The organism is Aliiruegeria haliotis, assembly GCF_003003255.1.
GTDB lineage: Bacteria > Pseudomonadota > Alphaproteobacteria > Rhodobacterales > Rhodobacteraceae > Tropicimonas > Tropicimonas haliotis.
On the sequence record NZ_PVTD01000001.1, the window covers coordinates 808,835 to 833,208 of the forward strand.

Sequence of the window (24,374 nt, forward strand, 5' to 3'; positions counted from 1 at the left end):
CTGTGAAGTCTTGCCCTGTGGATAAGTACGAATCAAGCCCGTTGCGCATTTCCACCCTGCGTGGTCCGGTCGCGGCGCTACCCGGCGAGGCTCGTGATCCGCCAGTCTTTCATCTGTGCCCGGAACCAGGTGCGTTGACGCTTGGCATATTGCCGGGTCGCGATCTGCGCGGCCGTCCGGGCCTCGTCCAGGGTGATGTCGCCGCGCAGGTGGGCGATGAGTTCGGGACCGCCTATGGCGCGGGACGAGGGCAGCGATGGGTCCCAATCCGCAAGGTTGGCCCGGGCCTCCTCCAGCGCGCCGTCTTCCAGCATCTGGTCGAACCGCCGCTCGATCCGTGGTGTGAGCCATTCCTTCGGCGCATCGACAACGAGTGGCGTTGCCCGGGCGAGTGGCAGCAACGGCGGCGGCGTATCGTCCTGCCAATCCGCAAGACCACGGCCAGTGGCCCGAAGGACCTCCCAGCCCCGCTGGACCCGGGCCGGGTTGGCAGTGTCGATTCGATCCCGCGTGGCGGTATCGAGGTCTTGCAGCATCGTCTCATGCGTCGCCGCGTCCGCCTCGGCGCGGATGTGGGACGGGATCTCCGGGATCTCGACCAGGCCCCGCGTCAGCGCGGTGAAGTAGAGGCCTGTGCCGCCGACGATGATCGCGCGGTTTTGCCCGTCGAGCATCGGCGCAACCTCGCGGAGCCAGTGCCCGACGGAATAGCCCTGTCGCGGAGCGACATGCCCATAGAGGCGATGCGGCGCGCGTGCCTCCTCCTCGACGCTGGGTCGGGCGGTCAGTACGCGCCAGTTGGCAAAGACCTGCAAGGCATCGGCATTGACGATCACACCGCCCTGCGTCTCGGCGATCCGCAAGGCAAGCGCCGACTTCCCGCTCGCGGTCGGGCCAGCGATGAGCACCGGCCGGTCGGGCGGAATGTCCTTGAGCGGGATCACGACAATTGGCTCCTTCGCTGTCGATGCCTGTTGATGCCGGCGCGTTTTTCCGACAGGAAGGCGCCTGAGCCGGATCAGGGGGTTTTGATATGTTGGACGATGCAGTGGATCAACAGAAGCCGACCTACAAGAGGGTGCTTCTGAAGATTTCCGGAGAGGCGCTGATGGGCGACCAGGGCTTCGGTCTTCATCCGCCAACCGTCCAGCGCATCGCCAACGAGGTGAAATCGGTCCATGATCTCGGGGTCGAGATCTGCATGGTGATCGGCGGCGGAAATATCTTCCGCGGGCTCTCGGGGTCGGCGCAGGGGATGGAACGGACCACGGCCGACTACATGGGCATGCTGGCCACGGTGATGAACGCGCTTGCGATGCAGTCGGCGCTGGAAGAACTCGGGGTGTTCACCCGCGTGATCTCCGCCATCCGCATGGACGAGGTCTGCGAGCCCTACATTCGCCGTCGCGCCGTCCGGCACCTCGAAAAGAAACGTGTCTGTATCTTCGCCGCAGGCACCGGCAACCCCTATTTCACAACCGACACGGCGGCGACATTGCGCGCAAACGAGATGGCCTGCGAGGCGATCTTCAAGGGCACCAAGGTCGACGGGATCTACGACAAGGACCCGGTGCAGTTCGACGATGCGGTGCGGTACGACAATGTCACCTACGATGAATGCCTTGCCAAGCGGCTGAAGGTCATGGATGCCTCGGCAATCGCGCTGGCCCGGGACAACAACCTGCCGATCATCGTGTTCTCGCTGGACGAGCCCGGAGGATTCCGCGGCATTCTGGCGGGCGAGGGGACCTATACCCGGGTCCAGGGCTGAGCCGTTCCCAAGGGGCAGCGATCACCCTGAAAGCAGTGCCCGCGTGGCTGGCTGGGCCCGGCAGAACGCACTGTCACCGAATGGCGGAGGCGGGCGTTCCCGCCCGGAGCGCCACATCATGGATGTGACCCGCCGGTTGGGCCGGGCGCGCCTTCGGCGCGCGGGTCCCGCGAAGCGTGGGGGAGCGGGTCAGGCAGCGCGGTTTTGAAACCTATACAATCGTCCGACCCGGCGTTAGAACCGTTGCGAACAAACGAGATGCTTGGAAGGGAAACAGGCACATGACCGTAGAGTATACAGAACCGGACATCGATGACCTGAAGCACCGTATGGACGGGGCCATCAAGGCGCTGAAGAACGAATTCCTCTCGCTGCGGACAGGCCGGGCCTCGGCCTCGATGCTCGACCCGATACAGGTGGAAGCCTACGGCGCGATGACGCCACTGAATCAGGTCGGCACCGTGAACGTGCCGGAACCGCGGATGATCACGCTCAACATCTGGGACAAGAGCATGGTCTCCAAGGCCGAGAAAGCCCTGCGCGAGAGCGGCCTGGGCATCAACCCGGTGGTCGACGGCACCATCATCCGCCTGCCGATCCCCGAGCTCAACGAGGAGCGCCGGCGCGAGTTGTCCAAGGTCGCCGCCAGCTATGCGGAGAACGCGCGTATCGCGATCCGCAATGTCCGCCAGGACGGCATGCACCAGCTCAAGAAGGCCAAGTCCGACGGGATGCCCGAGGACGAGGAACGGATCTGGCATGACGACATTCAGGAGATGACGGACAAGCATATCAAGCTCGTCGACACCTCGCTGGAGAACAAGCAGGAAGAGATAATGCAGGTCTGACCTGCGCCCGCGTATTTTCCAGGAGCGAAAGGGGCCATTCATGCCCTCCACCGACCGAAGCCAAACGGCCCCGGAACATGTAGCCATCATCATGGACGGCAATGGTCGGTGGGCAACGGCCCGCGGGCGACCGCGCCTTTTCGGCCACCAGGCTGGCGCGCGACGTGTGAGCGAGATTGTCGAGGCTTGCCCGGACCTCGGTGTGCGCTATCTGACCATCTTCGCGTTCTCGACCGAGAACTGGAAACGGACCCAGGCCGAGGTGACGGGACTCATGACGCTGTTCCGTCGTTACATCCTGAAGGAGGCGCAGCGGTTGCTGTCCAAGCGGGTCCGGGTGCGGTTCATCGGTGACAGGGATCGGCTCGATCCGAAACTGGTCAAACTGATGGATGATCTTGAAAACCTGACCAAGGACAATGACGACGTTCACCTGACCATCGCCCTCAACTACGGGGGGCGGGACGAGGTGACCCGCGCGACCCGCCGCCTCGCCCGTGAAGTGGCCGCCGGCAGGATCGACCCGGAAGAGGTCGATGCGGAGACCCTGGGCCGTTTCCTCGACACGCACACGCTGCCCGACCCCGACCTGGTGATCCGCACCAGCGGCGAGGCGCGGATCTCCAATTTCCTCCTGTGGCAGTCGGCCTATTCGGAGTACGAGTTCATCGACACGCTCTGGCCCGACTTCACGGCCGAGAGATTCGCCGAGGTGCTTGCCGGGTTCGGCAAGCGGGAGCGGCGCTATGGTGCGGTCCTTGGCTGACACCCCCGAAAAGACACCTGCGCCGGCGGGCAACCGCTGGTCCGACCTGAATGCCCGGACCTGGACGGGGCTGTGCATGGTCGCCGTCGGCATCGTCGGGATCCGCCTTGGCGGCGTCTGGTTCCAGATGCTCGTTGTCTTCGTCACGGCGGTCATGATCTGGGAACTGGCCCGGATGATCCGCCCGGGCTGGGACGTGGGGTCGATGCTTCTGGCGGCCTTCAGCGCCTCCGTCATTTCTGGACTGCTGTCACAGGCGCCGGACTGGCATCTGCTTCTCCTCCTTGTTCCCGCTGTCGCAGGATCGGCGGTCATGCCACGGGAAAGGTTTACCTTTTTCCTGTTCGCACTTGGCATCACCATTGCCGGTTGGGGCCTCGTGACCGCACGGGACTCCTTTGGCGGCACCTGGCTTTTCTGGATGGTCATTGTCGTCGTTGTCACCGACGTCGCGGGGTATTTTGCCGGACGGCATTTTGGCGGACCGAAATTCTGGCCCGCAATCAGTCCCAAGAAAACATGGTCGGGGACCGCAGCCGGATGGATCGGCGCCGGATTGGTTGGCGCATTGTTCCTGACCTTCACGGATTCCGGGCGCGACCTGATCTGGATTTCCATGTTGCTGTCCATGGCCTCGCAGGCCGGGGACATTATGGAAAGCGCGCTCAAGCGACGCCTGGGGGTGAAGGATAGTTCCTCGTTGATCCCCGGCCATGGAGGGCTGTTCGACCGGTTCGACGGGCTTCTGGGGGCCTCGCTCTTCATGCTGCTTCTGGCTCTTATTGTCGACGTGCCGCGGGTGAACATATGAGACGTGTTTCGATCTTCGGAGCAACGGGCTCGATTGGCGAAAACACCGTGGACCTGATTGAACGCGCGCCGGAAGAATACCGGATTGTTGCCCTGAGTGGCGGGCGCAATGTGAAACGGTTGGCCGAGCAGGCAATCTCGCTTGGTGCGGAAGTCGCGGTGACGTGTTTTCCGGAGAAAAAAGAAGAACTTGCAGGCCACCTTTCAGGTTCTGGCGTGGAGGTGGCGGCCGGACCCGAAGCGATCGAGGAGGCGGCCTCGCGGCCGGCCGACTGGGTCATGTCGGCGATTGTCGGCGCGGCGGGTTTGCCGCCGGGGCTGCGGGCTCTGGAGCAGGGAGCGACGCTGGCCTTGGCCAACAAGGAGTCGCTGGTCTGTGCGGGCCAATTGCTGATGGGCACGGCCAAGGCGCATGGAGCCGAGGTGCTGCCGGTCGACAGCGAACACAGTGCAGTCGCGCAGGCGCTCGTCGGCGAGGATCTTTCTGCCGTCGAGCGGGTTATCCTGACAGCATCGGGCGGGGCATTCCGCGATTGGCCGCTAGAGGATCTTGCCCGGGCGACACCGGAACAGGCCTCTTCGCATCCGAACTGGGATATGGGGCAACGGATCACGGTCGATTCCGCGTCCATGTTCAACAAGTCTCTGGAAGTTATTGAGACACGTGAGTTTTTCGGTTTTGAGCCGAGACAGATCGAGGTCGTGGTTCACCCGCAGTCGATGATCCACGCGCTTGTCGGGTTCAATGACGGCGCGTTGATGGCCCATGTCGGGCCGCCGGACATGCGCCATGCCATCGGCTATGCGCTGCATCACCCAGAACGGCGCAGCCTGCCGGTAGAGCGGTTGGACCTCGTGAAGATCGGGCGTTTCGATTTTCGCGAACCCTGTGAGGCGCGTTGGCCGGCGCTGCGGCTGGCCCGTCACGTCATGGAGATTCGCGGTCTTGCCGGTGCCGCGTTCAATGCCGCCAAGGAACAGGCGCTCGATGCCTTCCTCGCGCGGGAGATCCGGTTCACCGACATGGCAAGCGTCGTCGAGGCGGTGCTCGAGGCCATGGAACGCGACGGTGCCCTGAAATGTGACCGGATGTGCCTTGATGCTGTCACCGAAGCAAACCATGTGGCACGGAAGCGGGCCTCTGAACTGGCCGCGCACGTCGCAATGAATGCCTGAACAAGGATGGAAATGACCTCGCTGATTCCCGAATTCGGCGGTGTTCTTTGGACACTGGCCGCCTTTGTCGTCGCCCTGAGCGTCATCGTTTTTGTCCACGAGTACGGGCATTACATCGTCGGCAAGTGGTCCGGCATCAAGGCCGAGGTCTTCTCGATCGGGTTCGGGCCAGTGCTGTTTTCGCGGACCGACAGGCACGGCACCCGGTGGCAGCTTGCGGCCTTGCCCTTCGGCGGGTTCGTGAAGTTCCTCGGCGATGCAAGTGCCGCGAGCGACAAGGCGTCTGACACCTACGAGGATCTGGACGAGGAAACCAAGCGGCATACGATGCACGGGGCACCGCTCTGGGCGCGGGCCGCGACGGTGGCCGCCGGTCCGGTGTTCAACTTCATCCTGTCGATTCTCGTCTTTGGCGCCATGGTGCTGGTGCAGGGCACGCCGAAGGAACCGGTCGAAGTCGGTGAATATGTGCCGCTGCCGGCAGAGGTCCAGAAGCTGCAACAGGGCGACACGATCCTGTCCGTCGGCGGGCAGGAGGTCGCGACCTACGAGGCGTTCATCGCCGCCATTCGGGAACTTCCGGTCGGTCCGCTGACCGAATACGGGATCGAACGGGCAGGGGAGCGCAGGGTTGTCGAGGCCGCCTATCCCTTCCCGCCGCTGGTTCAGGGGCTTCAGGCCGGTTCGGCGGCAATGGATGCCGGCATCGAGATCGGCGACGTGATCGTTGCGGTCGACGGCCAGCCGATCACGGCCTTCCGCGAACTTCAGGACATCGTCGCGGCCTCCGATGGCAAGGCGTTGCAGATCGACGTCTGGCGCGATGGCGAGACGCTGGACTTTGTGCTGGCCCCACGGCGGGTCGACATGCCCACCGGCGAGGGCGGGTTCGAGACCCGCTGGCTCATCGGCATGACCGGTGGGCTGGCCTTCACCCCCGGCACGGAACGGCCCGGCCCCGTGGAAGCGCTGCAATATGGCGTCGACCAGACGGTGTTCATCGTCCAGTCCTCCTTGTCGGGCCTGTGGCACATGGTGACGGGCGCCATTTCGTCGTGCAATCTGCGCGGGCCAATCGGCATTGCGGAGACCAGCGGCGCGGCCGCGAGCCAGGGGGCATCCAACTTCATCTGGTTCATCGCGGTGCTCAGCACGGCGGTGGGGCTGCTGAACCTCTTTCCGATTCCCGTGCTCGATGGCGGCCACCTGGTCTTCCACGCCTACGAGGCGATTGCGGGCAAACCGCCCAGTGACGGCGCCCTGCGGGTTTTGATGGGGGTCGGGCTGACGTTGATGCTGAGCCTCATGGTCTTTGCCCTCACGAACGACCTGTTCTGTCCCTGACGGGTCACTCCGCCCAAATTGAGACACAATCATCGGCTATGAATTGTCGCAGGATACTATGCGAGGATTATCCAATGCAGGCCATCAACGCTGGATATCAGGGCTTGAGCCTACTGGTCGAACTGAACTGGGATCGACTGTTCTATATCGGCACGATCGCCGCAGCCCTGCTCGGCGGCGCGGCCCTTGGCTCGCTCATAGGCTGACACCAGCCCAGACCTGTCCCGTGGGGCGGCGCTGATGCGTCGCCCTTTGTCGTTTTGACAAGACATGCGATGATCGCTAGCAAAGAGGTAATTTAAGAACCTCGCCCTTGGGGAGCGGAGCATGACAAAGAAAAAATCGGGCGGCACGAGCAGGCACGCCCGGGACGGAAGTGGAACACGGATCTCCACACCGGCTGCCTGGATTTTCACGATATTTCTATTCGTTCTGAGTGGCTTCGCCGCAACGTATGCAAACGCGCAGACCTATCGGTTCAACAATGTTGAAATCGAGGGGAACCAGCGCGTCGATGCCTCGACGATTGTGACCTACGCGGGAATCGGTCGTGGCGAGACGGTCAGCGCAGGGCGGCTGAACGACGCGTTTCAGGGGATCGCAGGCACAGGGCTGTTCGAAAGTGTCGAACTGGTCCCGCAGGGCAACACCCTCGTGATCCGCGTCAAGGAATACCCGACGATCAACCAGATCGCCTTCGAGGGCAACCGGCGCCTCAATGATGAGGCAATGGAAGAAATCATTCAGTCCAGAACGCGGCGCGTCTATTCGCCATCTGCGGCTGAGGCCGATGCCGCGGCGATCGCGGAGGCCTACCGCCAGAGCGGTCGCTACGCTGCCAACGTGACGCCGAAGATCATCCGCCGCTCCGACAATCGCGTCGACCTGGTGTTCGAGGTCCGCGAGGGACGGGTCAGCGAGGTGGAGCGGATCTCCTTCGTCGGAAACCGCTCCTATTCCGACTATCGCCTGCGGCGTGTGCTTCAGACCAAGCAGGCGGGCATCTTCCGGCAACTGGTTGGCGCCGATACGCTGATCGAGGATCGTATCGAGTTCGACAAGCAGTTGCTGACGGATTTCTACCAGTCGCGCGGTTTTGTCGACTTCCAGGTTCTGGCCGTCACCAACGAGGTGGACCGCAACCGCCGGGGGGTCCTCGTGACCTTCAATGTGCGCGAGGGGAACAAGTACCGGATCGGCGAGGTCTCGGTTAGCTCCCAACTGCCGGAGATCGACACCGATGCCTATCTGAACGCGATCAAGGTGCGCCCCGGCATCGTCTATTCGCCGACGCCGATCGATACCGACATCGCGCGTCTGGAACGTCTGGCCGTGAAACAGGGCCTCAACTTCATCCGCATCGAGCCGCGCATCACCCGTGACAGCCGCAACCTGCGCCTGAACGTGAACTACGTTATCTCGCGCGGCCCGCGCGTGTTCGTCGAGCGGATCGACATCGAAGGCAATACCACGACACTTGACCGTGTGATCCGGCGCCAGTTCGCGTCGGTGGAGGGCGATCCGTTCAACCCTCGGGAGATCCGCGAAGGGGCGGAACGAATCCGCAGCCTCGGTTTCTTCGCCGACGCCGCCGTGGAAGCCCGTGACGGCACGTCGCCGGACCGGGTCATCGTCGATGTGGATGTCGAGGAACAGCCCACCGGGTCGCTCGGCTTCGGTGCCAGCTACTCGACCAACTCGGGCATTGGCTTCAATATCACCTTCAGCGAGCGGAACTTCCTGGGGCGGGGCCAGTCTTTGGGCTTTGACCTCGGGACCACCGGGCAGACATCGACCTTCGGCTTCAACTTCAACGAGCCCGCATTCCTTGGACGAGACGTTTCGGCCGGTCTGAACGCCTTCTACCGCGAAACCGAACAGGACAACTCGCTTTACAACACCAAGCGCGGGCTCTTCCGGCCGACATTTAATTTCCCGCTCACGGAGCGGTGGCGGCTTGGCACGCGAGTGGCGCTGGAATACGGCGAGGTCTTCGGTGTCGACACCGGTACGCCTGACGATCCGACCACACCGGAAGACGAATTCAGGACCGGCTCTTCCAACGTGCTGGAACAGGAACAGAACCTCGGCGGTCTCTACGGCGGTTCGATCGGCTACACGCTCACCTACGAAACCCTTTCCACCGGGCTCGACCCGACGGCTGGCATCGTGCTGCGCTGGAGCCAGGATTTCGGGGTCCGGGACGATGGCGCGAGCTATGTCCGCTCCGAGGCGCTGCTCCGCGCCCGAAAGGCGATCTGGAACGAGGAAGTGACCCTTCGGGCCGAACTGGAAGGTGGTGCGGTGGTCTACGAGGGCGGCGACAGCCGGATTATCGAACGCTACACGCTGTCCAACAAGATCCGCGGCTTCGAGCCCAATGGCGTCGGCCCACGGGATCTCGCGGTCGAAAACGAGGACGTGCTGGGCGGCAACACCTTTGCCGTGGCACGTTTGGAGGCCGACTTCCCGCTCGGGCTGCCCGAGGAATACGGGATCCTTGGCGGTGTCTTCTGGGATATCGGCTCGGTCTGGGGGCTGGACAACACCAATGGTGGCCCGGATGGCGACGACGAGGTTGATGACAAGTTCTACCTGCGCTCTGCCGCCGGTGTCTCCATCTTCTGGGACACGCCGCTTGGCCCGCTGCGGTTCAACTTCTCGCGTCCGTTGATCAAGGAAGAGTACGACGAGGAGCAGAACTTCGAGTTCACGGTCTCCACGCGTTTCTGATGGCAGGACACGACTACAGATCCAGGGTCCGCGGTGCGCTCGGCGCCGCGGGCCTTGTGGTTTCAGTGGCCCTGCCGGCGGGCTTCTGTGCGGTGTCGGCCGTGGCGCAGGGCGGGTTCAGCATGGGGGTCGAAGTCGGTGGTCCAACCGGAGACATGCAGGCCCCCCTTCTGACCCTCGATCAGGAGCGGCTCTTTAGCGAGACCCTGTACGGGCAGCGGCTTGTGTCGGAGTTCGATCGGATCTCCGTGGCGCTGGCGGAGCGCAACCGGGTGATTTCCACCGAACTTGCGGAGGAGGAACGGTCGCTCACGGAGCAGCGTGCCGACCTCCCGGCCGCGGAGTTCCGCGAACTGGCCGATGCCTTCGACGAGAAGGTCACGACCCTGCGCGCCGAACAGGATGCCCGCATCCGGTCGTTGCAACGTCTGCGGGAACGTGAGCGGCGGACCTTCTCGCAACGGGTCCTGCCGATCCTGCTGGAATTGCTGCGCGAGTCGAACGCGGTCGCGATCCTCGACGACAGGGCGCTGGTGCTGGCGGTGGAACAGGTGGACGTCACGGACGAGGCCATTGCCCGGATCGACGCCGCCATAGGTGACGGCAAGACGCCGGAAGACGACGCTATGGAAGATGCGCTGCAACAGGAACTCGAAGCGGTGGATCCTGAGACCGACGACCTTCCCGACCCGACCGCACTCAGCCTTCCGGAGCCCCCCGAGGAGTGACCCGGTGCCGGCACGCGCCGGGCGTGTGATGGGTCGTCCCCGACAGATGCTCGGTCTCGCTGGCTTGTCGTGGCCGTGCGGGGCGTGTAGGACGCCTAGAACCACGGGCGCATGAATGCCGCCCGGCCCACAGAGCCAAGGCGCCGAGAGATGACCGAGACCCCGAGCCCGCTGATCGAGGCGGATCACGAGACCATCCTGAAGATCCTGCCCCACAGGTACCCGTTCCTGTTGATCGACCACGTGCGTGACGTCGTGGCCGACAAGAGCGCCGTGGGCATCAAGAACGTGACCTTCAACGAACCGCATTTCCAAGGCCACTTCCCGGGGCATCCGGTGATGCCCGGCGTCCTTGTCATCGAGGCCATGGCGCAGACATCCGCGGTTCTCATCGGCCTGTCGCGCGGGATCACCGAAGAGTTGATGATCTACTTCACGACTGTCGACAAGGCCAAGTTCCGGCGCCCAGTGGTGCCCGGCGACGTTCTGGAACTGCACGTGTCGGTCAAGCGCGCCGGCTCGCGGATCGGCAAGTTCGAGGGCAAGGCGCTGGTGAACGGGGAACTGGCGGCGGAGGCGGAGTTCTCTGCCATGGTCCAGCTTCCGAAGAGCGAGACGAAGGGCTGATCCGATGAGCATCGACCCAACGGCCCGCATTCACCCACAGGCAGTGATCGACGAGGGGGCCGTGATTGGCCCCGGCGTAAGGATCGGACCGTTCTCCGTGATCGGACCAAAGGTGAAACTGGCGGAAGGCGTGGAGATCAAGTCCCATGTCGTCATCACCGGGGATACGACGATCGGCAACGACACCATCATCTTTCCGTTCTCGGTGATCGGGGAGATCCCGCAGGATCTCAAGTTCCACGGGGAGGACACCTGTCTTGTGATCGGCGCGCGCAACCGGATCCGGGAGCATGTGACCATCAACCCCGGCACCGAAGGCGGCGGCGGCATCACCTCGATCGGCGACGATTGCCTGCTGATGGCCGGGGTCCATGTCGCGCATGATTGCCGGGTCGGAAACCGCGTGATCCTTGTGAACAATGTCGGCATCGCCGGGCATTGCCGGATCGAGGACGATGTCATCATCGGCGGCATCTCCGGCGTGCATCAATGGGTGCGGATCGGGCAGGGCGCGATCATCGGCGGCCTGAGCAAGGTCGACAAGGACGTGATGCCCTTCGCCATGGTCAACAGCGAGGGCGGCCATGTCGTCGGGCTGAACCTGGTCGGGCTGAAGCGGCGCGGCCTGGAGCGAATCGACATCGCGGAGCTTCGTGCCGCCTACAAGAGCCTCGTTGAAGGTGAAGGCACCTTCCAGGAACGTGCGAAACGTGTCGGCGCCGAAAGCGACAACGAGTATGTCCAGAAGATCGTCGACTTCATCACCGGCGAATCCGACCGCTCTTTCATCGTTCCGGAGTGAACAACGTGCTGGCGTTGATCGCGGGCCAGGGACGGTTGCCGCAACTGGTGGCCGAGACCGTGCGCGCCGAGGGGCGCGAGGTGATCTATTGCGCCTACCACGATGCCCCGCCGGGGGCGTTGGAGCCGGATCTGGTCTTCCGGCTGGAGACTCTGGGCGGGTTGCTCAGAAAACTTCAGAAGCGTGGCGCATCGGAGGTCTGTTTTGCCGGTGGCATACGCCGCCCGAAGCTGGAGCCGAGCAAGCTCGACCTGGCCACGGCGCCGCTGGTGCCAAAGTTCCTGTCTGCGCTTGGCAAGGGAGACGATGGCGCGCTGCGCGTGGTTCTGGAGCTGTTCGAGAGCCGCGGCATGGCGGTGCGGGCCGCGCATGAGATCATCCCGGGCCTCCTCCCCGCCGAGGGCGTGTTGGGGCAGGTCCAGCCCAGCGACGATGACCGGCAGGACGCCGCTCGCGCCGCGGACATCGTCCGCACGCTGGGCGCGCTCGATGTCGGGCAGGGCTGCGTCGTGTCGCGACGTCAGGCGCTGGCGATAGAGGCCATGCCGGGCACGGACTGGATGCTGTCCACGCTGGCCGCCAACCGGGAGGGGCTACCGGACGGTGGTGTGCTTTTGAAAGGACCGAAACCCAATCAGGATCGCCGCGTCGATCTGCCGGCCATCGGGCCGGACACGATGCGGGCTGCGGCGCGCGCAGGTCTGCGGGGCGTGGCGATCGTTGCCGGAAGTGTCATGGTGCTGGACCGCGACGAGGCGACCGCCGAAGCCGACCGGCTGGGGCTCTTCCTTTGGGCACGGGCTGAGGAGACAGGGTGATGCGGCTGTTCCTGGTGGCGGGCGAACCCTCTGGTGACAAGCTGGGTGCTGCGTTGATGGCGGGGCTCAAGCAACTCGCACCGGGCGTGGAGTTCCACGGCATCGGTGGGCCGCTCATGGAAGCCGAGGGCATGAAGAGCCTGTTCCCGATGTCGGAACTGTCCGTCGTCGGCCTGTCGGAAATCCTGCCGAAGTATTTCGACCTGAAGCGCCGGATCCAGGAAACCGCCGCCGAGGTGGTTCAAATGGCGCCCGATGCGCTGATCACCATCGACATCCCCGAGTTCAGTCTTCGCGTGGCGAAGCTGGTGCGCAAGGCGGCGCCGGAGCAGCACACAGTGCACTACGTGGCCCCGACGGTCTGGGCCTGGCGTCCTGGCAGAGCAAAGAAAATGGCGCCGGACATCGACCAGGTGCTGGCACTGCTGCCCTTCGAGCCACCCTACATGGAAGCCGTGGGAATGCGCTGTGATTTCGTCGGTCATCCGGTCGTGGCGGAGCCGCAGGCGGATGCGGCGGCGGCGTTGGCCTTTCGGGAGCGCCATGGGATTGCGCCGGACGCGCCGCTGATCCTCGGCCTGCCCGGGTCGCGCCGGGGGGAGATCGCCAAGCTGGGCCCGATCTTCGGGGACGCGCTTGCGCGGGTCGTGGAGTCGGTTCCGGATGCGAGGGTCGTGGTGCCCACGGTCGCGGCACGCGCAGACCTTGCACAAGAAGTCGTGGGCGACTGGCCCTGCGGGCCGATCCTGCTGGACCCGCGCGGGCGGGACGAGGCGGTGGTGCTGGCAGAAAAACGCGCCGCCTTCCGTGCCGCCGACGTGGCGCTGGCGGCGTCGGGCACGGTGTCGCTGGAACTGGCGGCTGCGGATACGCCGATGGTAATCGGATATGACGGTGCCTGGTTGAATCGGGTCTACATCACGCGAATGCTGCTGGTGGACACCGTCACGTTGGTCAACCTCGTGTCGGAAACGCGGGCTGTGCCGGAGTTTCTTGGCAAGGCGTGCAAGGCGGAGGATCTCGCGCCGGCGGTGCTGGACGTGCTGCGTGACAGCGCCTCGCAACACGCGGCGATGGCACTTTCCATGGACCGGCTGGGGCGCGGACAGGATGCGCCGGGGCTTCGGGCCGCGCGTGCGGTTCTGGACGGGCTGGATCGCCGCTAGGACGTTCGAACGGGCAGGGACCGGGCGTCAGATCCCATCCCGGCGAGAATACAGGTCCACCAGAGGGTGTGTCCGTCTGCAATCACCACGAGAGGCACTGCCAGGTCGGCCCTTGGCAGGTCTCAAGTGCCGGTTCGGAACAATTTGCGATATTTCGGCAGGAAGAGTTGCTTCCCCTTGACCTGGCGGGTCAGCGCATTGCCGACCGTTGCCGGGGGCAGGTAGCTGTTTCCGAGCTGCGGTCCAAGCGGGACAAGGATCGGCGCCTTGCGCCACGGGCCGTAGGGCAGGCACCGCTCCACCGGTTTGCCGCGGGCCACGGCCTTGAGCGTCTTTATCAGCCACAGCACCTGTCGGGACGTGCCGACAATCGTCATCGGGTCGCCCATATCCACCGCGTCACCGGCGGCAAAGACGTTCGGCAGGTCGGAGGGGCGCATGCGGCGGTCTGAGAGGATTCGGCCGTCGGGCTGCTGGTGGGTGCCCGGCAAGTCCCGGAGCAGGTCCGTGTTCGGCCGCGCGCCGATGGCGGGAAAGACGACGTCGGCGGGGATTTCCGTGCCGGTCCGCAGAACGAGCGGGTCCTTGAAGGGGCGGGTCGTCGAGGCAAGGTTCTCGACATGCTGGTCGAGGATCACTTCAACGCCCAGCATGTGCAGCTTGCGCCGCAGCTCGCGCCCCAGCCGTGCAGGATATTCCGGGAACAGGCTGGGAAGGTCGGAGATGAGGGTGATCGTCTTGGACGGATGCGCCACCTTGATCTCACCGGCGAGCTCGGTCCCCACGGCCCCTGCGCCGACGATGGCGATGTGGCCTGCGTCGCGCAGTGCCGCATGGGCGTCCTTCTGGGCCTTGATCAGGCCGCCGACCTCCGCGTTTTCGGGCTTGAAGGGGGCCGCGTAGGAAGAGCCGGTAGCGATGACGATGTAGTCGCCGGAAATCTCCGTGCCGTCCTCCAGCGTGACGCCCGTGCCCTGCACGGAACAGACTCGCGCGCGCCGGACCACGCCGTTGGTCAGCAGCCGGTCGTAGGGAAAGAGCGCCTGCTCGACCAGTTCGGGCACGGCCACACCCCGGATCATCACCGGGGTGTGGACGAAGGCCTCCCGCGGCTCCACCAGCGTCACGTCCATGTGGTGGTCGAGTTCGCGGGCAAGTTCCGCGCCGATATAGCCGCCGCCGACGATGATCACATGGGGCATTGGGTCTCCTTGGGCATCAGCCGCGCCAGATCCAGCCACCGCCGTAGATGCGGGTGCTGTCGGTGTCATAGAAAACGCAGGCCTGGCCCGGCGATACGCCTTCTTCCGGCGTAAAGAGCTCCACCTCCGCCGTGGTTGGCCCGGTGGGGCGCAGGATCGCCTCCCGCGGTGGACGGGTCGACCGCACCTTGACCGACAGCGGCCATTCGGCGCGCGCCTCGAAGGGCTCATCCCCCAGCCAGTTGATTTCGCGGACCGGCACGATGCGGGTGGAGAGCGCCTCCTTAGGGCCGACCACGACCTGCCGCGCGTCGGGGTCGAGCCGGACAACGTAGAGCGGCACTGACAGCCCGCCAATGCCAAGGCCGCGCCGCTGACCGATCGTGTAGTGGATGACACCGTCGTGCTGCGCCAGAACGCGCCCGTCCATGTGCACGATCTCGCCGGGTTCACCGGCACCGGGGCGCAGCTTCTCGATCACCGACGCGTAGTTGCCGTCGGGGACGAAGCAGATGTCCTGACTGTCGGGCTTGTCCGCAACCACCAGCCCGTGTTTCTTCGCCAGCGCGCGGGTATCTTCCTTGCTGGCGAGGTGCCCGAGCGGAAATCGCAGGTAGTCGAGTTGCTCCGGCGTGGTGGAGAACAGGAAATAGGACTGGTCGCGCCGCGGATCGGCTCCAGCGTGCAGCTCAGGCCCCCGGTCGCCGATCTTGCGCTGGATGTAGTGGCCCGTGGCCATGCAATCCGCGTCGAGATCCTTCGCGGTCTGCAACAGGTCCTTGAACTTCACCCGCTCGTTGCAGCGGATGCAGGGCACCGGCGTGGCCCCGGCAAGGTAGCTGTCGGCGAACTCGTCTATGACGGTTTCCTTGAAGATGTTCTCGTAGTCCAGAACGTAGTGCGGAAAGCCCATCTCCTCGGCGACGCGTCGGGCATCGTGAATGTCGATGCCGGCGCAACAGGCGCCTTTCTTTGCCAGCGCCGCGCCATGATCGTAAAGCTGGAGGGTCACGCCCACGACATCGTAGCCCTGGCTCGCCAGTTCAGCGGCCACGACAGAGGAATCGACGCCACCGGACATGGCGACAACGACTCGTGTGTCTGCGGGCGGCTTGGCAAAGCCGAGAGAGTTCAGCGGGGTATCTGCGTCTAGGGGCATAGGGGCTCCGGGTCGGGAAGCGCGAGACTATAGGAAAATTGGATATACTCTCAAGTCCCGGTTTCACCACTCCTTAAGTGCGCCGGCTCAGGGTGCCGGGCAGTGGTGAGATGGGAGTGCTGCTCATGTTTATCAAGAAGATCGATGGTCCTCGTGCCGTGACGCTTCCGGATGGAAGTATCATGACCCGCGCCGATCTTCCCTCCGACGACACCCGACGATGGGTCGCGAGCCGAAAGGCCGCCGTCGTCAAGGCGGTCACGGGCGGGTTGATAACAATCGACGAGGCAAAGACGAAATACGGGCTTTCGGAGGAGGAATTCGACAGCTGGCGCATGGCCGTGAACCTCCATGGCGAAGTTGCTCTTAAGTCGACATGCCTTCAGAAGTACCGCACTCCCCCAAAATAGCGAGGTTCCCTTACTTCGTTAAAATGCAACCTTTGATTGAAGGCGATCAAACGCAGTCTTGGTAATCGCGGATTAACCAATTGAGGCCATGGTCGCACCAAAGGGATAGTAGCGGAGTAACGAAAGAATGCGTGTCCTCCTCGTCGAAGACGATCCGGCAACGGCAAAGAGCATCGAAATGATGCTCACCCATGCCAATTTGAACGTTTACTGCACCGATCTGGGCGAGGAAGCGATCGATCTGGCCAAGCTCTACGATTATGACCTGATCCTGCTGGATCTGGGGCTACCGGACATGACCGGGCATGAGGTCCTGCGTCAGTTGCGCCTGGCACGCATTGAAACGCCAACATTGATCCTATCCGGTGCCGATGACACCGACAACAAGATCAAGGGTTTCGGTTTCGGAGCCGACGACTACCTCACCAAGCCATTCCATCGTGAGGAACTGGTTGCGCGCATCCACGCTATCATTCGCCGCTCCAAGGGCCACGCCCAATCGGTGATCCAGACGGGACGGATCACTGTCAACCTGGACGCGAAAACGGTGGATGCGGAAGGGCAGGGCGTTCACCTGACTGGCAAGGAGTACCAGATGCTGGAACTCCTGAGCCTCCGCAAGGGAACGACGCTAACGAAGGAGATGTTCCTGAACCACCTCTACGGCGGCATGGACGAACCGGAACTCAAGATCATCGACGTGTTCATCTGTAAGCTGCGCAAGAAGCTGAGCCAGGCGACCGGCGGCGACAATTACATCGAAACGGTCTGGGGGCGTGGCTATGTGCTGCGGGACCCCGAACCACAACAAATGGATCAACGCGTCGCCCTTGGCGCCTGAGCAAAGAGCAGTGGTGGCGCGCCATCTCGGGGCCGAGGTGGCGCCGCCGAAAAATTTTCCCTCCCAGTGGCAAACTTCGCGGCGTGTCTTCGACACGCCGCTTCTTTGTTCAGGGGATCTGGACCGCTTCGTGCCACCGCCCTATCACTGGGCGGCAAACGGAGAGCGATATGACCGACGGCCCCGATATCGAGACGATGGATCAAGCCACCGCGCGGGATGAACTTGCGCGCCTGGCCAATCTCCTGACCGACGCGAACAGGGCGTATCACACGGCTGACATGCCGGTCATGAGTGACGCCGAATTTGATGCCCTCAAACGCCGGAACGCGGAGATCGAAGCGCGTTTCCCCGAGCTTGTACGTTCCGACAGCCCGTCGCTGCAGGTAGGTGGCCCCGTGGCGGAGGGATTCTCCAAGGTCACCCATTCCATCCGGATGCTATCGCTCGGGAATGCCTTTTCCGACGATGACGTGCGGGAGTTTGACCGGTCCATCCGGAAGTACCTTGGCCTCGCCGAAGATGCCGAGCTTGCCTATACCGCCGAGCCGAAGATCGACGGCCTGTCGCTGTCGCTGCGATACGAACGCGGTAAACTGGTGCAGGCTGCGACACGTGGCGACGGGACCGTTGGCGAAAACGTGACCGCCAATGCCGGAACGGTCGAGGACATCCCCGAGAGCCTCGTCGATGCGCCCGATGTCCTTGAGGTCCGGGGCGAGGTCTATATGAGCCACGCGGACTTCGCCGCCCTCAATGTGCGGCAGGCGGAGCGCGGCCAGAAGGCCTTCGCCAACCCCCGCAATGCTGCGGCCGGCTCCCTTCGGCAACTTGACTCATCTGTCACCCGGCAACGCCCGCTTCGCTTCTTCGCCTATGCCTGGGGCGAGGTCTCCGCGCCGCTCGCCGACACCCAGTCCGACGCAATCGCGCGCCTTGCGACCCTTGGATTCGCGACCAACCCGCTGACCCGTCGCTGCACCGGTGTCGATGATCTGCTTGAACACTACAAAAGCATCGAGGCGCAGCGTGCCACGCTGGGCTACGATATCGACGGCGTCGTCTACAAGGTCGACGATCTGGCCTACCAGGACCGTCTTGGCTTCCGGTCAACCACGCCGCGATGGGCAATCGCGCACAAATTTCCGGCCGAACTCGCCTGGACCCGGCTCGAAGGCATCGACATTCAGGTGGGTCGAACGGGCGCCCTGAGCCCCGTCGCCCGCCTGAAGCCCGTGACCGTTGGCGGCGTGGTGGTCTCCAATGCGACCCTGCACAACGAGGACTACATTGCCGGACGTGGGGGTGACGGCCAGCCAATTCGCGAGGGGCGCGACATTCGGGTTGGCGACTGGGTGCAGGTCTACCGCGCGGGGGATGTCATTCCAAAGATCGCAGACGTGGATCTGGCACGTCGACCGGTCGATGCCGAGCCCTTCAGCTTTCCCGATAGCTGTCCGATCTGCGGGTCGGCCGCAATCCGGGAGGCGGGTGACTCGGTTCGGCGATGCACCGGCGGTATGATCTGCGCGGCGCAGGCCGTCGAGAAGCTGAAGCACTTTGTGTCCAGGGCTGCCTTCGATATCGAGGGGCTGGGAGCGAAACAGGTCGAACAGTTTCATGCCGATGGGTGGATCAGGGAGCCTGCGGACATTTTCCGCATGCGCGACAGGTTTTCCGGCGGTTTGCGGCAACTTGGGAACCGGGACGGCTGGGGCGAAAGGAGCGCGAATAACCTATTTGAAGCCATTGACCACAAAAGAAAAATACCGATGAATCGGGTTCTGTTTGCGCTCGGGATCCGCCATGTCGGCGAAGCCGCCTCGGCGCTCATCGCCCGGCACTACGGATCCTGGGATGCGTTCCTGAAAGGGATGGAGGGCGCGGCCGAATGTGAAGGCGCGGATTGGGAGGATTTGCTGTCGATCGATGGGGTCGGAGAGGTCATGGCGACGTCTCTCGTGACAGCTTTCGCACAGCCGGCAGAGCGGGAAATGATCGATCGATTGGCCGCGCAACTGGAGATCGAGGACGTGGAGGCGCCATCTCTCGATGGGAGCCCGGTTGCCGGGAAGACCGTTGTTTTCACGGGGACGCTCGAACGCATGACCCGGGCCGAGGCGAAGGCCAGGGCCGAAGCCCTTGGGGCCAAGGTGTCGGGATCTGTTTCGAAGAAAACCGACATTCTCGTGGCGGGGCCGGGCGCCGGCTCGAAGGCGCGAAAGGCGGCAGAACTCGACATCGAGGTTCTCGACGAAGACGCCTGGCTGGAGCTGATCGGCAGCTCATGACCGGTCGTCCATCGATCCTGTTCCCGCTCTTCGCGGCGATCGAATCGCTGCCGGGTGTCGGTCCCAAAACGGCCCGGCATCTGGAGCAGATCGAGATAGAAAAGCCGCGTGACCTGCTGTTCACGCTGCCGCAATCGGGGGTGGACCGGCGGCTGGTGCCATCGGTCCGTGCGCTGACACCGCCGTGCACGGCCACGCTGGAGGTGTTGGTGGGGCAGCATCGGCCCGCCAGTCGGCGCGGCGGGCCATATCGTGTGACGGTCAGGGATGCGGAAGCCGATCTCCAACTGGTTTTCTTCCATGCCCATCCTGACTATCTGCAAAAACAACTGCCGACCGGGCAGCGGCGTTTGGTGTCCGGGCGCGTCGAAGTCTTTGATGGCGTCGCGCAAATGGTCCACCCTGACTATATTCTCGACCCGGAGGACGGTGACGATATTCCGCCCTTTGAGCCGGTGTACCCGTTGACGGCTGGCGTGACTCTCAAGGTGATGACCCGGGCAGCGCGTGCGGCCCTGGAGCGGGCGCCCGACCTGGCGGAGTGGATCGATCCGACCCTTGTGGCGCGTGAAGGGTGGCCGGCGTGGCGGGATGCCGTGCAGGCGGCCCATGCGCCGGATGATGGCCGGGACCTGTCGCCGGATGCCCCGGCGCGCCGGCGGCTGGCCTATGACGAGTTGTTGGCGCATCAGGTGACACTTGCGCTGGCGCGGAGCGTCGAACGCCGGGGCAAGGGGCGTGTCTCGAAATCCACCGGTGTGTTGCAGGCGAAGGTTCGGGCCGCGCTGCCCTATGAGCCGACTGGGGCACAGGACCGCGCCATTTCAGAGATTGCCGGGGATATGGCCGGCGCGCGGCGAATGACCCGTTTGCTGCAGGGGGATGTCGGCGCGGGCAAGACGCTCGTCGCGGTCATGGCGTTGCTTGTCGCGGTGGAGGCGGGCGGGCAGGGCGTGATGATGGCGCCGACGGAAATCCTCGCACGACAGCATCTGGAATCCATCCGGCCACTGGCGGAGGCGGCAGGTGTGGTCATCGAGGTGTTGACGGGACGCGACAAGGGGAGCGATCGGGAGGCCAAGCTGGCCGCGCTCGCGCGCGGCGATATCCAGATCCTGGTCGGGACACATGCAGTGTTTCAGAAGGATGTGAGCTTTCGCGATCTTCGGCTGGCCGTCATTGACGAACAGCACCGGTTTGGCGTCGCCCAAAGGATGGAACTCGGCGCAAAGGGCTATGCCGTGGACGTGCTGGTGATGACCGCGACGCCGATCCCGCGGTCGCTGGCGTTGGCGCAATACGGGGACATGGACCTCTCGGTTCTGGACGAAAAACCGCCCGGACGGACACCGGTGAAGACGGCGCTGGTGTCGGCCGGGCGAATCGAGGAGGTCGTCGACCATTTGCGGCGGGCCATCGGGGCCGGGCGGCAGGCCTATTGGGTTTGCCCCTTGGTGGGAGAGAGCGAAACGGTGGAGATGGCGGCCGCCGAAGACCGGTTCCGTACCCTCAGGGCCGCGCTTGGCGACGGGGTCGTGGGGCTCGTGCATGGACAGATGCCGCCGGCCGAAAAGGACGCTGCGATGGCGCGCTTCGTGGCCGGCGATACATCCGTCCTTGTGGCCACGACAGTCATCGAGGTCGGCGTGAACGTTCCGAATGCGTCGATCATGGTGATCGAAGGGGCCGAGAGTTTCGGGCTGGCGCAATTGCATCAGCTGCGGGGGCGGGTTGGACGTGGTGCAGAGGCCTCGACCTGTCTGTTGGTCTACCAGGGTCCGTTGGGAGAGACCGCCCGACAGCGGTTGGAGATCCTGCGGGAAACCGAGGATGGTTTCCGCATTGCCGAGGAAGACCTCGCGATCCGGGGCGCCGGAGATCTGATTGGAACCGCCCAATCCGGATTGCCGAGGTTCCGGGTTGCCGACCTCGAACGGCAGGCGGGATTGATGCAGATGGCGCAACAGGACGCGCGGAAGCTCCTGTCGGATGACCCGGGACTGGAAAGCCCGAGGGGAGAGGCCGTGCGCGTATTGCTGTGGTTGATGGAGCAGGATCGCGCAATCCGCCTGATTTCAGTGGGTTAGACCCGAGTACACGTAATGTTCGCAAATGTTCTTAAAAAGTTCTTTACTTTTGGCCACCGGAATGAGAACAAAGAGACAACACAAGAGTTCAAAACCCACAGGACTTGCCCATGCTGACCGAGATCAAGGCGATGCTGCGCCGCTCAGACACCACGTTGTTTCTCGACTTCGTAGGCGTCGTGGCGCTGATGGTCACGCTCGTGGCTGGCCTGCACCTGCCGGGAGGATTCTGACACCTGTTTCTGCCTGCGATCTGAAGCCGGTACCGCGCGTCAATGTCCCCAAGTACGCGCTGCCACGGTACACTGCCTGTCCCCGCTGGCCTCTGGGCGCGCCTCGCCCTGACCAACCGGCCTCACAGATTCGCGACTTTGCCGCCGCCGTCCGACAGGACGTGCGGCGGTTTTTTCTGTCAGACGCTGTAGGCCAGCCGCAAACCGCCCCAATGCCGCCCCCGGACGAGGATCGGCGCGGACACGTCTTTTATGAGCACATGGTTCCCGCCCCCCATATCGCGCCGATAGACCTGTACGAGGAAGCTCAGCGTGTTGCGGCCAGCCTTCAGGCCGACGCGGTCGTCAAAGATCCGCCGGTTCCGGCAATTTGCAGTGTTCCAGACCGGATCGCTCCCCTGTGGCCGGGAGAAGGCGCGGTTGTGAGTGGGGAGGTAGCCATTCCGATCAACCGCTGCACAGAAGACAACCTGCGGATCAAGCTCCAGCGCAGCCTCGAGGATCGGCGGCAGCAATGTGTCCGTCAGCGTGGTGAAAGGCGCCAGCAATTGCTGCGGGTTGGTGTTGGCGATGGGCTGGTAGTCACTTGAAAACAGGGCCTGGCCACTGATTTTCCCATCTTCGATGGCCTGTTCGAACATTTTGCCGATCGTGGTGGCATCCTTGCGCACCCGCTCGATGAAGGCGGCGTCCTGTGACGTGCCGCCGAGTTCCACACTCCCCTGCACGATCGCTTCGGAATAGTCGACGAGGGCGTGCACGCGGCTCCGCGATTTCTCGATTCCGCTTGCGGTTTCCTGAACGGAGGCCGCAATCCGGGAGAATGCCGGCTGAAACCGGTCGATGGCGTTGCCGACAAGCGATGCCTCCGCCGAGATCTTCGTGGCTGAAGTGGCGGTGGTGTTCACGCGTTCGGCGATCCGGGACAGCGCGATATCCGCCTGATGGGACTCCTGCAAGACCACGGCAGCGTCATCGGAGACACCCGTGGATTCCTCCCGAAAGGTGGAGATGACATTGCCGAGGCTGTCCACGGAGACCGATATCCCTTCGGCTGCGGTTTCCGTCTGATGGCTCAGTTCGTTGATGGCATCGGCGACCACGGCAAACCCCCGACCCGCGTCGCCAGCCCGCGCAGCCTCGATTTTCGCGTTGATTGCCAGAATGTTGATCTGCTTGGCAATGGTCCCGATTTCGCTGTTGTTCTTCTGAACATTGGCGAGCGTGTCTTCGACGGCGGCCATACGGTCTTCGATCTGGCGGACCCATTCGGCGATGTTGCGCGTCCGTTCACCGGCCTTGCGTAGGTCGGCCACCGATCCCTGGACCTCCGCCTGCGCCGTTTCGCTCACGGCCGAAACATCGGAGATGACCTGTTGAACCGAGGAGTTTGCGGCGATGATCTGGTTGGCGGCGCCGTGGGCGTCTTCCAGCGTGGAGAGCTGCCCCCGCGCCGTCTCCTCGATCTCGTCGAGAAGACCGGCAATGTCGACGACGTCGAAACCGATGTCCGATGCTTGCCGGACTAGCCGCGCGAGAATCGTGGCGTCGCGCGCCTGAATCGGTTCGGCCAGGTCGAATGGTGGATTGGGCTGCATCTGTTGCTGAGGCTCTCTGCGCGGATCGGTCGATCGCGACCCTAGCGGAGAGCCCTTGCCACGGAGTAAACGCGGCTCAGGCGGCTTCCTCGGCCTGTACCAATGCCGCGGCGGTGGCATCGAACGCAAGCAGGATCGACGCATGGCGATTGCTGAAATCCCGTGCCGGCAGAAGCACTTCCAAGTCATCGAACGGGGCGGATGGGACCGGTCCGTCGGCCTGAAGCATGGCCCGAAGCTGATCGCGCGCGGTCTCGATCTCCTGCCGGTTCCGGCCGATCACATGGCGCCCGAGCACCGCGGCGGAGGCCTGCCCAAGTGCGCAGGCCTTCACGTCCTGCGCAAAATCGACAATGCGACCGTCGTTCACGATCAGGTCGACACTCACGGTCGAGCCACAGAGCGGCGAGCGTTTCCGCACCGTCGCGGTAGGGCTGTCGAGCTTGCCAAGGTGGGGGATGTCTGCGGCCAAAGCGAGAATCCGCCCGGAATAGAGCTTGACGAGGTCGAGATCGCTGGCCATTGGCTATCCTCCGAGACGGGTCCCCCGGATATAGACTCGTCATGTTCAATTGCAAAGGAACCTGTCATGGATTTCGACCCGCAAAGCCTGCGTTTTGATGCACAGGGGCTCATCCCCGCAATTGCTCAGGATGCGCAGAGCGGCGAGGTCCTGATGATGGCATGGATGAACGCGGAGGCGGTTGCAAGGACACTTGAAACACGCCGTGTAACCTACTGGTCCAGATCGCGTAAATCGTTCTGGGTGAAGGGGGAGACCTCCGGGCATACGCAGGAGTTGGTGGATTTCCGGCTGGATTGTGACCGTGACTGCCTTTTGGTGCTGATCAACCAGGTGGGGGCGGCGTGTCACACCAACCGCCGGAGTTGCTTCTACACCGCTGTACGCGATGACGTGGAAGTGATCCTGTCCGAGCCGATGGCCTAGGGCCTCGACCGGGGA

Annotated in this window: 24 protein-coding genes; 19 read left to right on the plus strand and 5 right to left on the minus strand. The window is 63.8% G+C overall.

Translation table 11 applies throughout. From position 1 onward, the window contains the following. Nucleotides 1-77: 77 nt before the first annotated feature. The gene (gene miaA, locus CLV78_RS03660) at nucleotides 78-950 is read right to left on the minus strand and encodes a tRNA (adenosine(37)-N6)-dimethylallyltransferase MiaA (protein WP_106203757.1); all 873 of its coding nucleotides are present in this window, start codon (nucleotides 948-950) and stop codon (nucleotides 78-80) included. An 83-nt stretch (nucleotides 951-1,033) separates the two neighbouring features. Here miaA and pyrH point away from each other — a divergent pair, with 83 nt between their 5' ends. From pyrH to lpxB, 13 genes are all read left to right on the plus strand, one after another. Then, nucleotides 1,034-1,771: a UMP kinase gene (pyrH, locus tag CLV78_RS03665; RefSeq protein ID WP_106203379.1), complete on the plus strand. Its 738-nt coding sequence runs from the start codon at nucleotides 1,034-1,036 to the stop codon at nucleotides 1,769-1,771. A 281-nt stretch (nucleotides 1,772-2,052) separates the two neighbouring features. Beyond that, entirely contained in the window at nucleotides 2,053-2,619 is a 567-nt protein-coding gene (frr, locus tag CLV78_RS03670) for a ribosome recycling factor (RefSeq protein WP_106203380.1), read from the plus strand. A 40-nt stretch (nucleotides 2,620-2,659) separates the two neighbouring features. After that, nucleotides 2,660-3,385 carry a polyprenyl diphosphate synthase gene (uppS, locus tag CLV78_RS03675; RefSeq protein ID WP_106203381.1) on the plus strand — a complete coding sequence of 242 codons (726 nt, stop codon included), beginning with the start codon at nucleotides 2,660-2,662 and terminating at the stop codon, nucleotides 3,383-3,385. Then, nucleotides 3,378-4,196 carry a phosphatidate cytidylyltransferase gene (locus tag CLV78_RS03680; protein WP_281261121.1) on the plus strand — a complete coding sequence of 273 codons (819 nt, stop codon included), beginning with the start codon at nucleotides 3,378-3,380 and terminating at the stop codon, nucleotides 4,194-4,196. The genes uppS and CLV78_RS03680 overlap by 8 nt, the downstream gene beginning before the upstream one ends. Next, complete coding sequence (dxr, locus tag CLV78_RS03685; protein WP_106203383.1) at nucleotides 4,193-5,371, plus strand: 1-deoxy-D-xylulose-5-phosphate reductoisomerase; 1,179 nt, start codon at nucleotides 4,193-4,195, stop codon at nucleotides 5,369-5,371. Before CLV78_RS03680 ends, dxr begins: the two co-directional genes overlap by 4 nt. Nucleotides 5,372-5,377: 6 nt before the next feature. Further along, entirely contained in the window at nucleotides 5,378-6,715 is a 1,338-nt protein-coding gene (rseP, locus tag CLV78_RS03690) for an RIP metalloprotease RseP (RefSeq protein ID WP_106203384.1), read from the plus strand. 74 nt (nucleotides 6,716-6,789) lie between these two features. Further along, a complete protein-coding gene (locus CLV78_RS24730; protein ID WP_281261122.1) occupies nucleotides 6,790-6,921 on the plus strand; it encodes a hypothetical protein in 132 nt (43 codons plus the stop codon). Between the two features lie 121 nt (nucleotides 6,922-7,042). Then, on the plus strand, nucleotides 7,043-9,448 hold the full coding sequence (gene bamA / locus CLV78_RS03695) for an outer membrane protein assembly factor BamA (RefSeq protein ID WP_245924821.1): 2,406 nt from the start codon (nucleotides 7,043-7,045) through the stop codon (nucleotides 9,446-9,448). Further along, nucleotides 9,448-10,176 carry an OmpH/Skp family outer membrane protein gene (locus tag CLV78_RS03700; protein ID WP_106203385.1) on the plus strand — a complete coding sequence of 243 codons (729 nt, stop codon included), beginning with the start codon at nucleotides 9,448-9,450 and terminating at the stop codon, nucleotides 10,174-10,176. The genes bamA and CLV78_RS03700 overlap by 1 nt, the downstream gene beginning before the upstream one ends. 150 nt (nucleotides 10,177-10,326) lie before the next feature. Then, nucleotides 10,327-10,803, plus strand: a complete 477-nt coding sequence (fabZ, locus tag CLV78_RS03705; RefSeq protein ID WP_106203386.1) for a 3-hydroxyacyl-ACP dehydratase FabZ — start codon at nucleotides 10,327-10,329, stop codon at nucleotides 10,801-10,803. Between the two features lie 4 nt (nucleotides 10,804-10,807). Beyond that, the gene (gene lpxA, locus CLV78_RS03710; RefSeq protein ID WP_106203387.1) at nucleotides 10,808-11,605 is read left to right on the plus strand and encodes an acyl-ACP--UDP-N-acetylglucosamine O-acyltransferase; all 798 of its coding nucleotides are present in this window, start codon (nucleotides 10,808-10,810) and stop codon (nucleotides 11,603-11,605) included. Nucleotides 11,606-11,610: 5 nt separating this feature from the next. Then, nucleotides 11,611-12,423, plus strand: coding sequence for an LpxI family protein (locus CLV78_RS03715; RefSeq protein ID WP_106203759.1), 813 nt, complete (start codon nucleotides 11,611-11,613; stop codon nucleotides 12,421-12,423). Further along, complete coding sequence (lpxB, locus tag CLV78_RS03720) at nucleotides 12,423-13,589, plus strand: lipid-A-disaccharide synthase (protein WP_106203388.1); 1,167 nt, start codon at nucleotides 12,423-12,425, stop codon at nucleotides 13,587-13,589. The genes CLV78_RS03715 and lpxB overlap by 1 nt, the downstream gene beginning before the upstream one ends. A 122-nt stretch (nucleotides 13,590-13,711) precedes the next feature. Here the strand turns inward: lpxB and CLV78_RS03725 are convergent, their stop codons facing one another. Beyond that, a complete protein-coding gene (locus tag CLV78_RS03725) occupies nucleotides 13,712-14,791 on the minus strand; it encodes an NAD(P)/FAD-dependent oxidoreductase (protein ID WP_106203389.1) in 1,080 nt (359 codons plus the stop codon). 16 nt (nucleotides 14,792-14,807) lie between these two features. Continuing rightward, nucleotides 14,808-15,950 (minus strand): tRNA 2-thiouridine(34) synthase MnmA, encoded by a 1,143-nt coding sequence (gene mnmA / locus CLV78_RS03730; protein ID WP_106203390.1) that lies wholly within the window; start codon nucleotides 15,948-15,950, stop codon nucleotides 14,808-14,810. 125 nt (nucleotides 15,951-16,075) lie between these two features. Between mnmA and sciP the strand changes: the two genes are divergently transcribed. The 5 genes from sciP (at nucleotide 16,076) to CLV78_RS24735 (ending at nucleotide 21,812) form a co-directional block, all read left to right on the plus strand. Continuing rightward, entirely contained in the window at nucleotides 16,076-16,360 is a 285-nt protein-coding gene (sciP, locus tag CLV78_RS03735) for a CtrA inhibitor SciP (RefSeq protein WP_106203760.1), read from the plus strand. 127 nt (nucleotides 16,361-16,487) lie between these two features. After that, the gene (gene ctrA, locus CLV78_RS03740) at nucleotides 16,488-17,201 is read left to right on the plus strand and encodes a response regulator transcription factor CtrA (protein ID WP_106203391.1); all 714 of its coding nucleotides are present in this window, start codon (nucleotides 16,488-16,490) and stop codon (nucleotides 17,199-17,201) included. A 170-nt stretch (nucleotides 17,202-17,371) separates the two neighbouring features. After that, the gene (gene ligA, locus CLV78_RS03745) at nucleotides 17,372-19,492 is read left to right on the plus strand and encodes an NAD-dependent DNA ligase LigA (RefSeq protein ID WP_106203392.1); all 2,121 of its coding nucleotides are present in this window, start codon (nucleotides 17,372-17,374) and stop codon (nucleotides 19,490-19,492) included. Beyond that, the gene (gene recG / locus CLV78_RS03750; RefSeq protein ID WP_106203393.1) at nucleotides 19,489-21,579 is read left to right on the plus strand and encodes an ATP-dependent DNA helicase RecG; all 2,091 of its coding nucleotides are present in this window, start codon (nucleotides 19,489-19,491) and stop codon (nucleotides 21,577-21,579) included. The genes ligA and recG overlap by 4 nt, the downstream gene beginning before the upstream one ends. Nucleotides 21,580-21,689: 110 nt before the next feature. Beyond that, nucleotides 21,690-21,812: a hypothetical protein gene (locus CLV78_RS24735; RefSeq protein ID WP_281261123.1), complete on the plus strand. Its 123-nt coding sequence runs from the start codon at nucleotides 21,690-21,692 to the stop codon at nucleotides 21,810-21,812. A gap of 179 nt (nucleotides 21,813-21,991) precedes the next feature. Here CLV78_RS24735 and CLV78_RS03755 read toward each other — a convergent pair whose 3' ends face one another. Then, complete coding sequence (locus CLV78_RS03755) at nucleotides 21,992-23,410, minus strand: methyl-accepting chemotaxis protein (protein ID WP_106203394.1); 1,419 nt, start codon at nucleotides 23,408-23,410, stop codon at nucleotides 21,992-21,994. A 76-nt stretch (nucleotides 23,411-23,486) separates the two neighbouring features. Then, entirely contained in the window at nucleotides 23,487-23,933 is a 447-nt protein-coding gene (locus CLV78_RS03760; RefSeq protein ID WP_106203395.1) for an iron-sulfur cluster assembly scaffold protein, read from the minus strand. 66 nt (nucleotides 23,934-23,999) lie between these two features. Here CLV78_RS03760 and hisI point away from each other — a divergent pair, with 66 nt between their 5' ends. Then, nucleotides 24,000-24,359: a phosphoribosyl-AMP cyclohydrolase gene (gene hisI, locus CLV78_RS03765; protein ID WP_106203396.1), complete on the plus strand. Its 360-nt coding sequence runs from the start codon at nucleotides 24,000-24,002 to the stop codon at nucleotides 24,357-24,359. The last annotated feature ends 15 nt before the right edge of the window (nucleotides 24,360-24,374 follow it).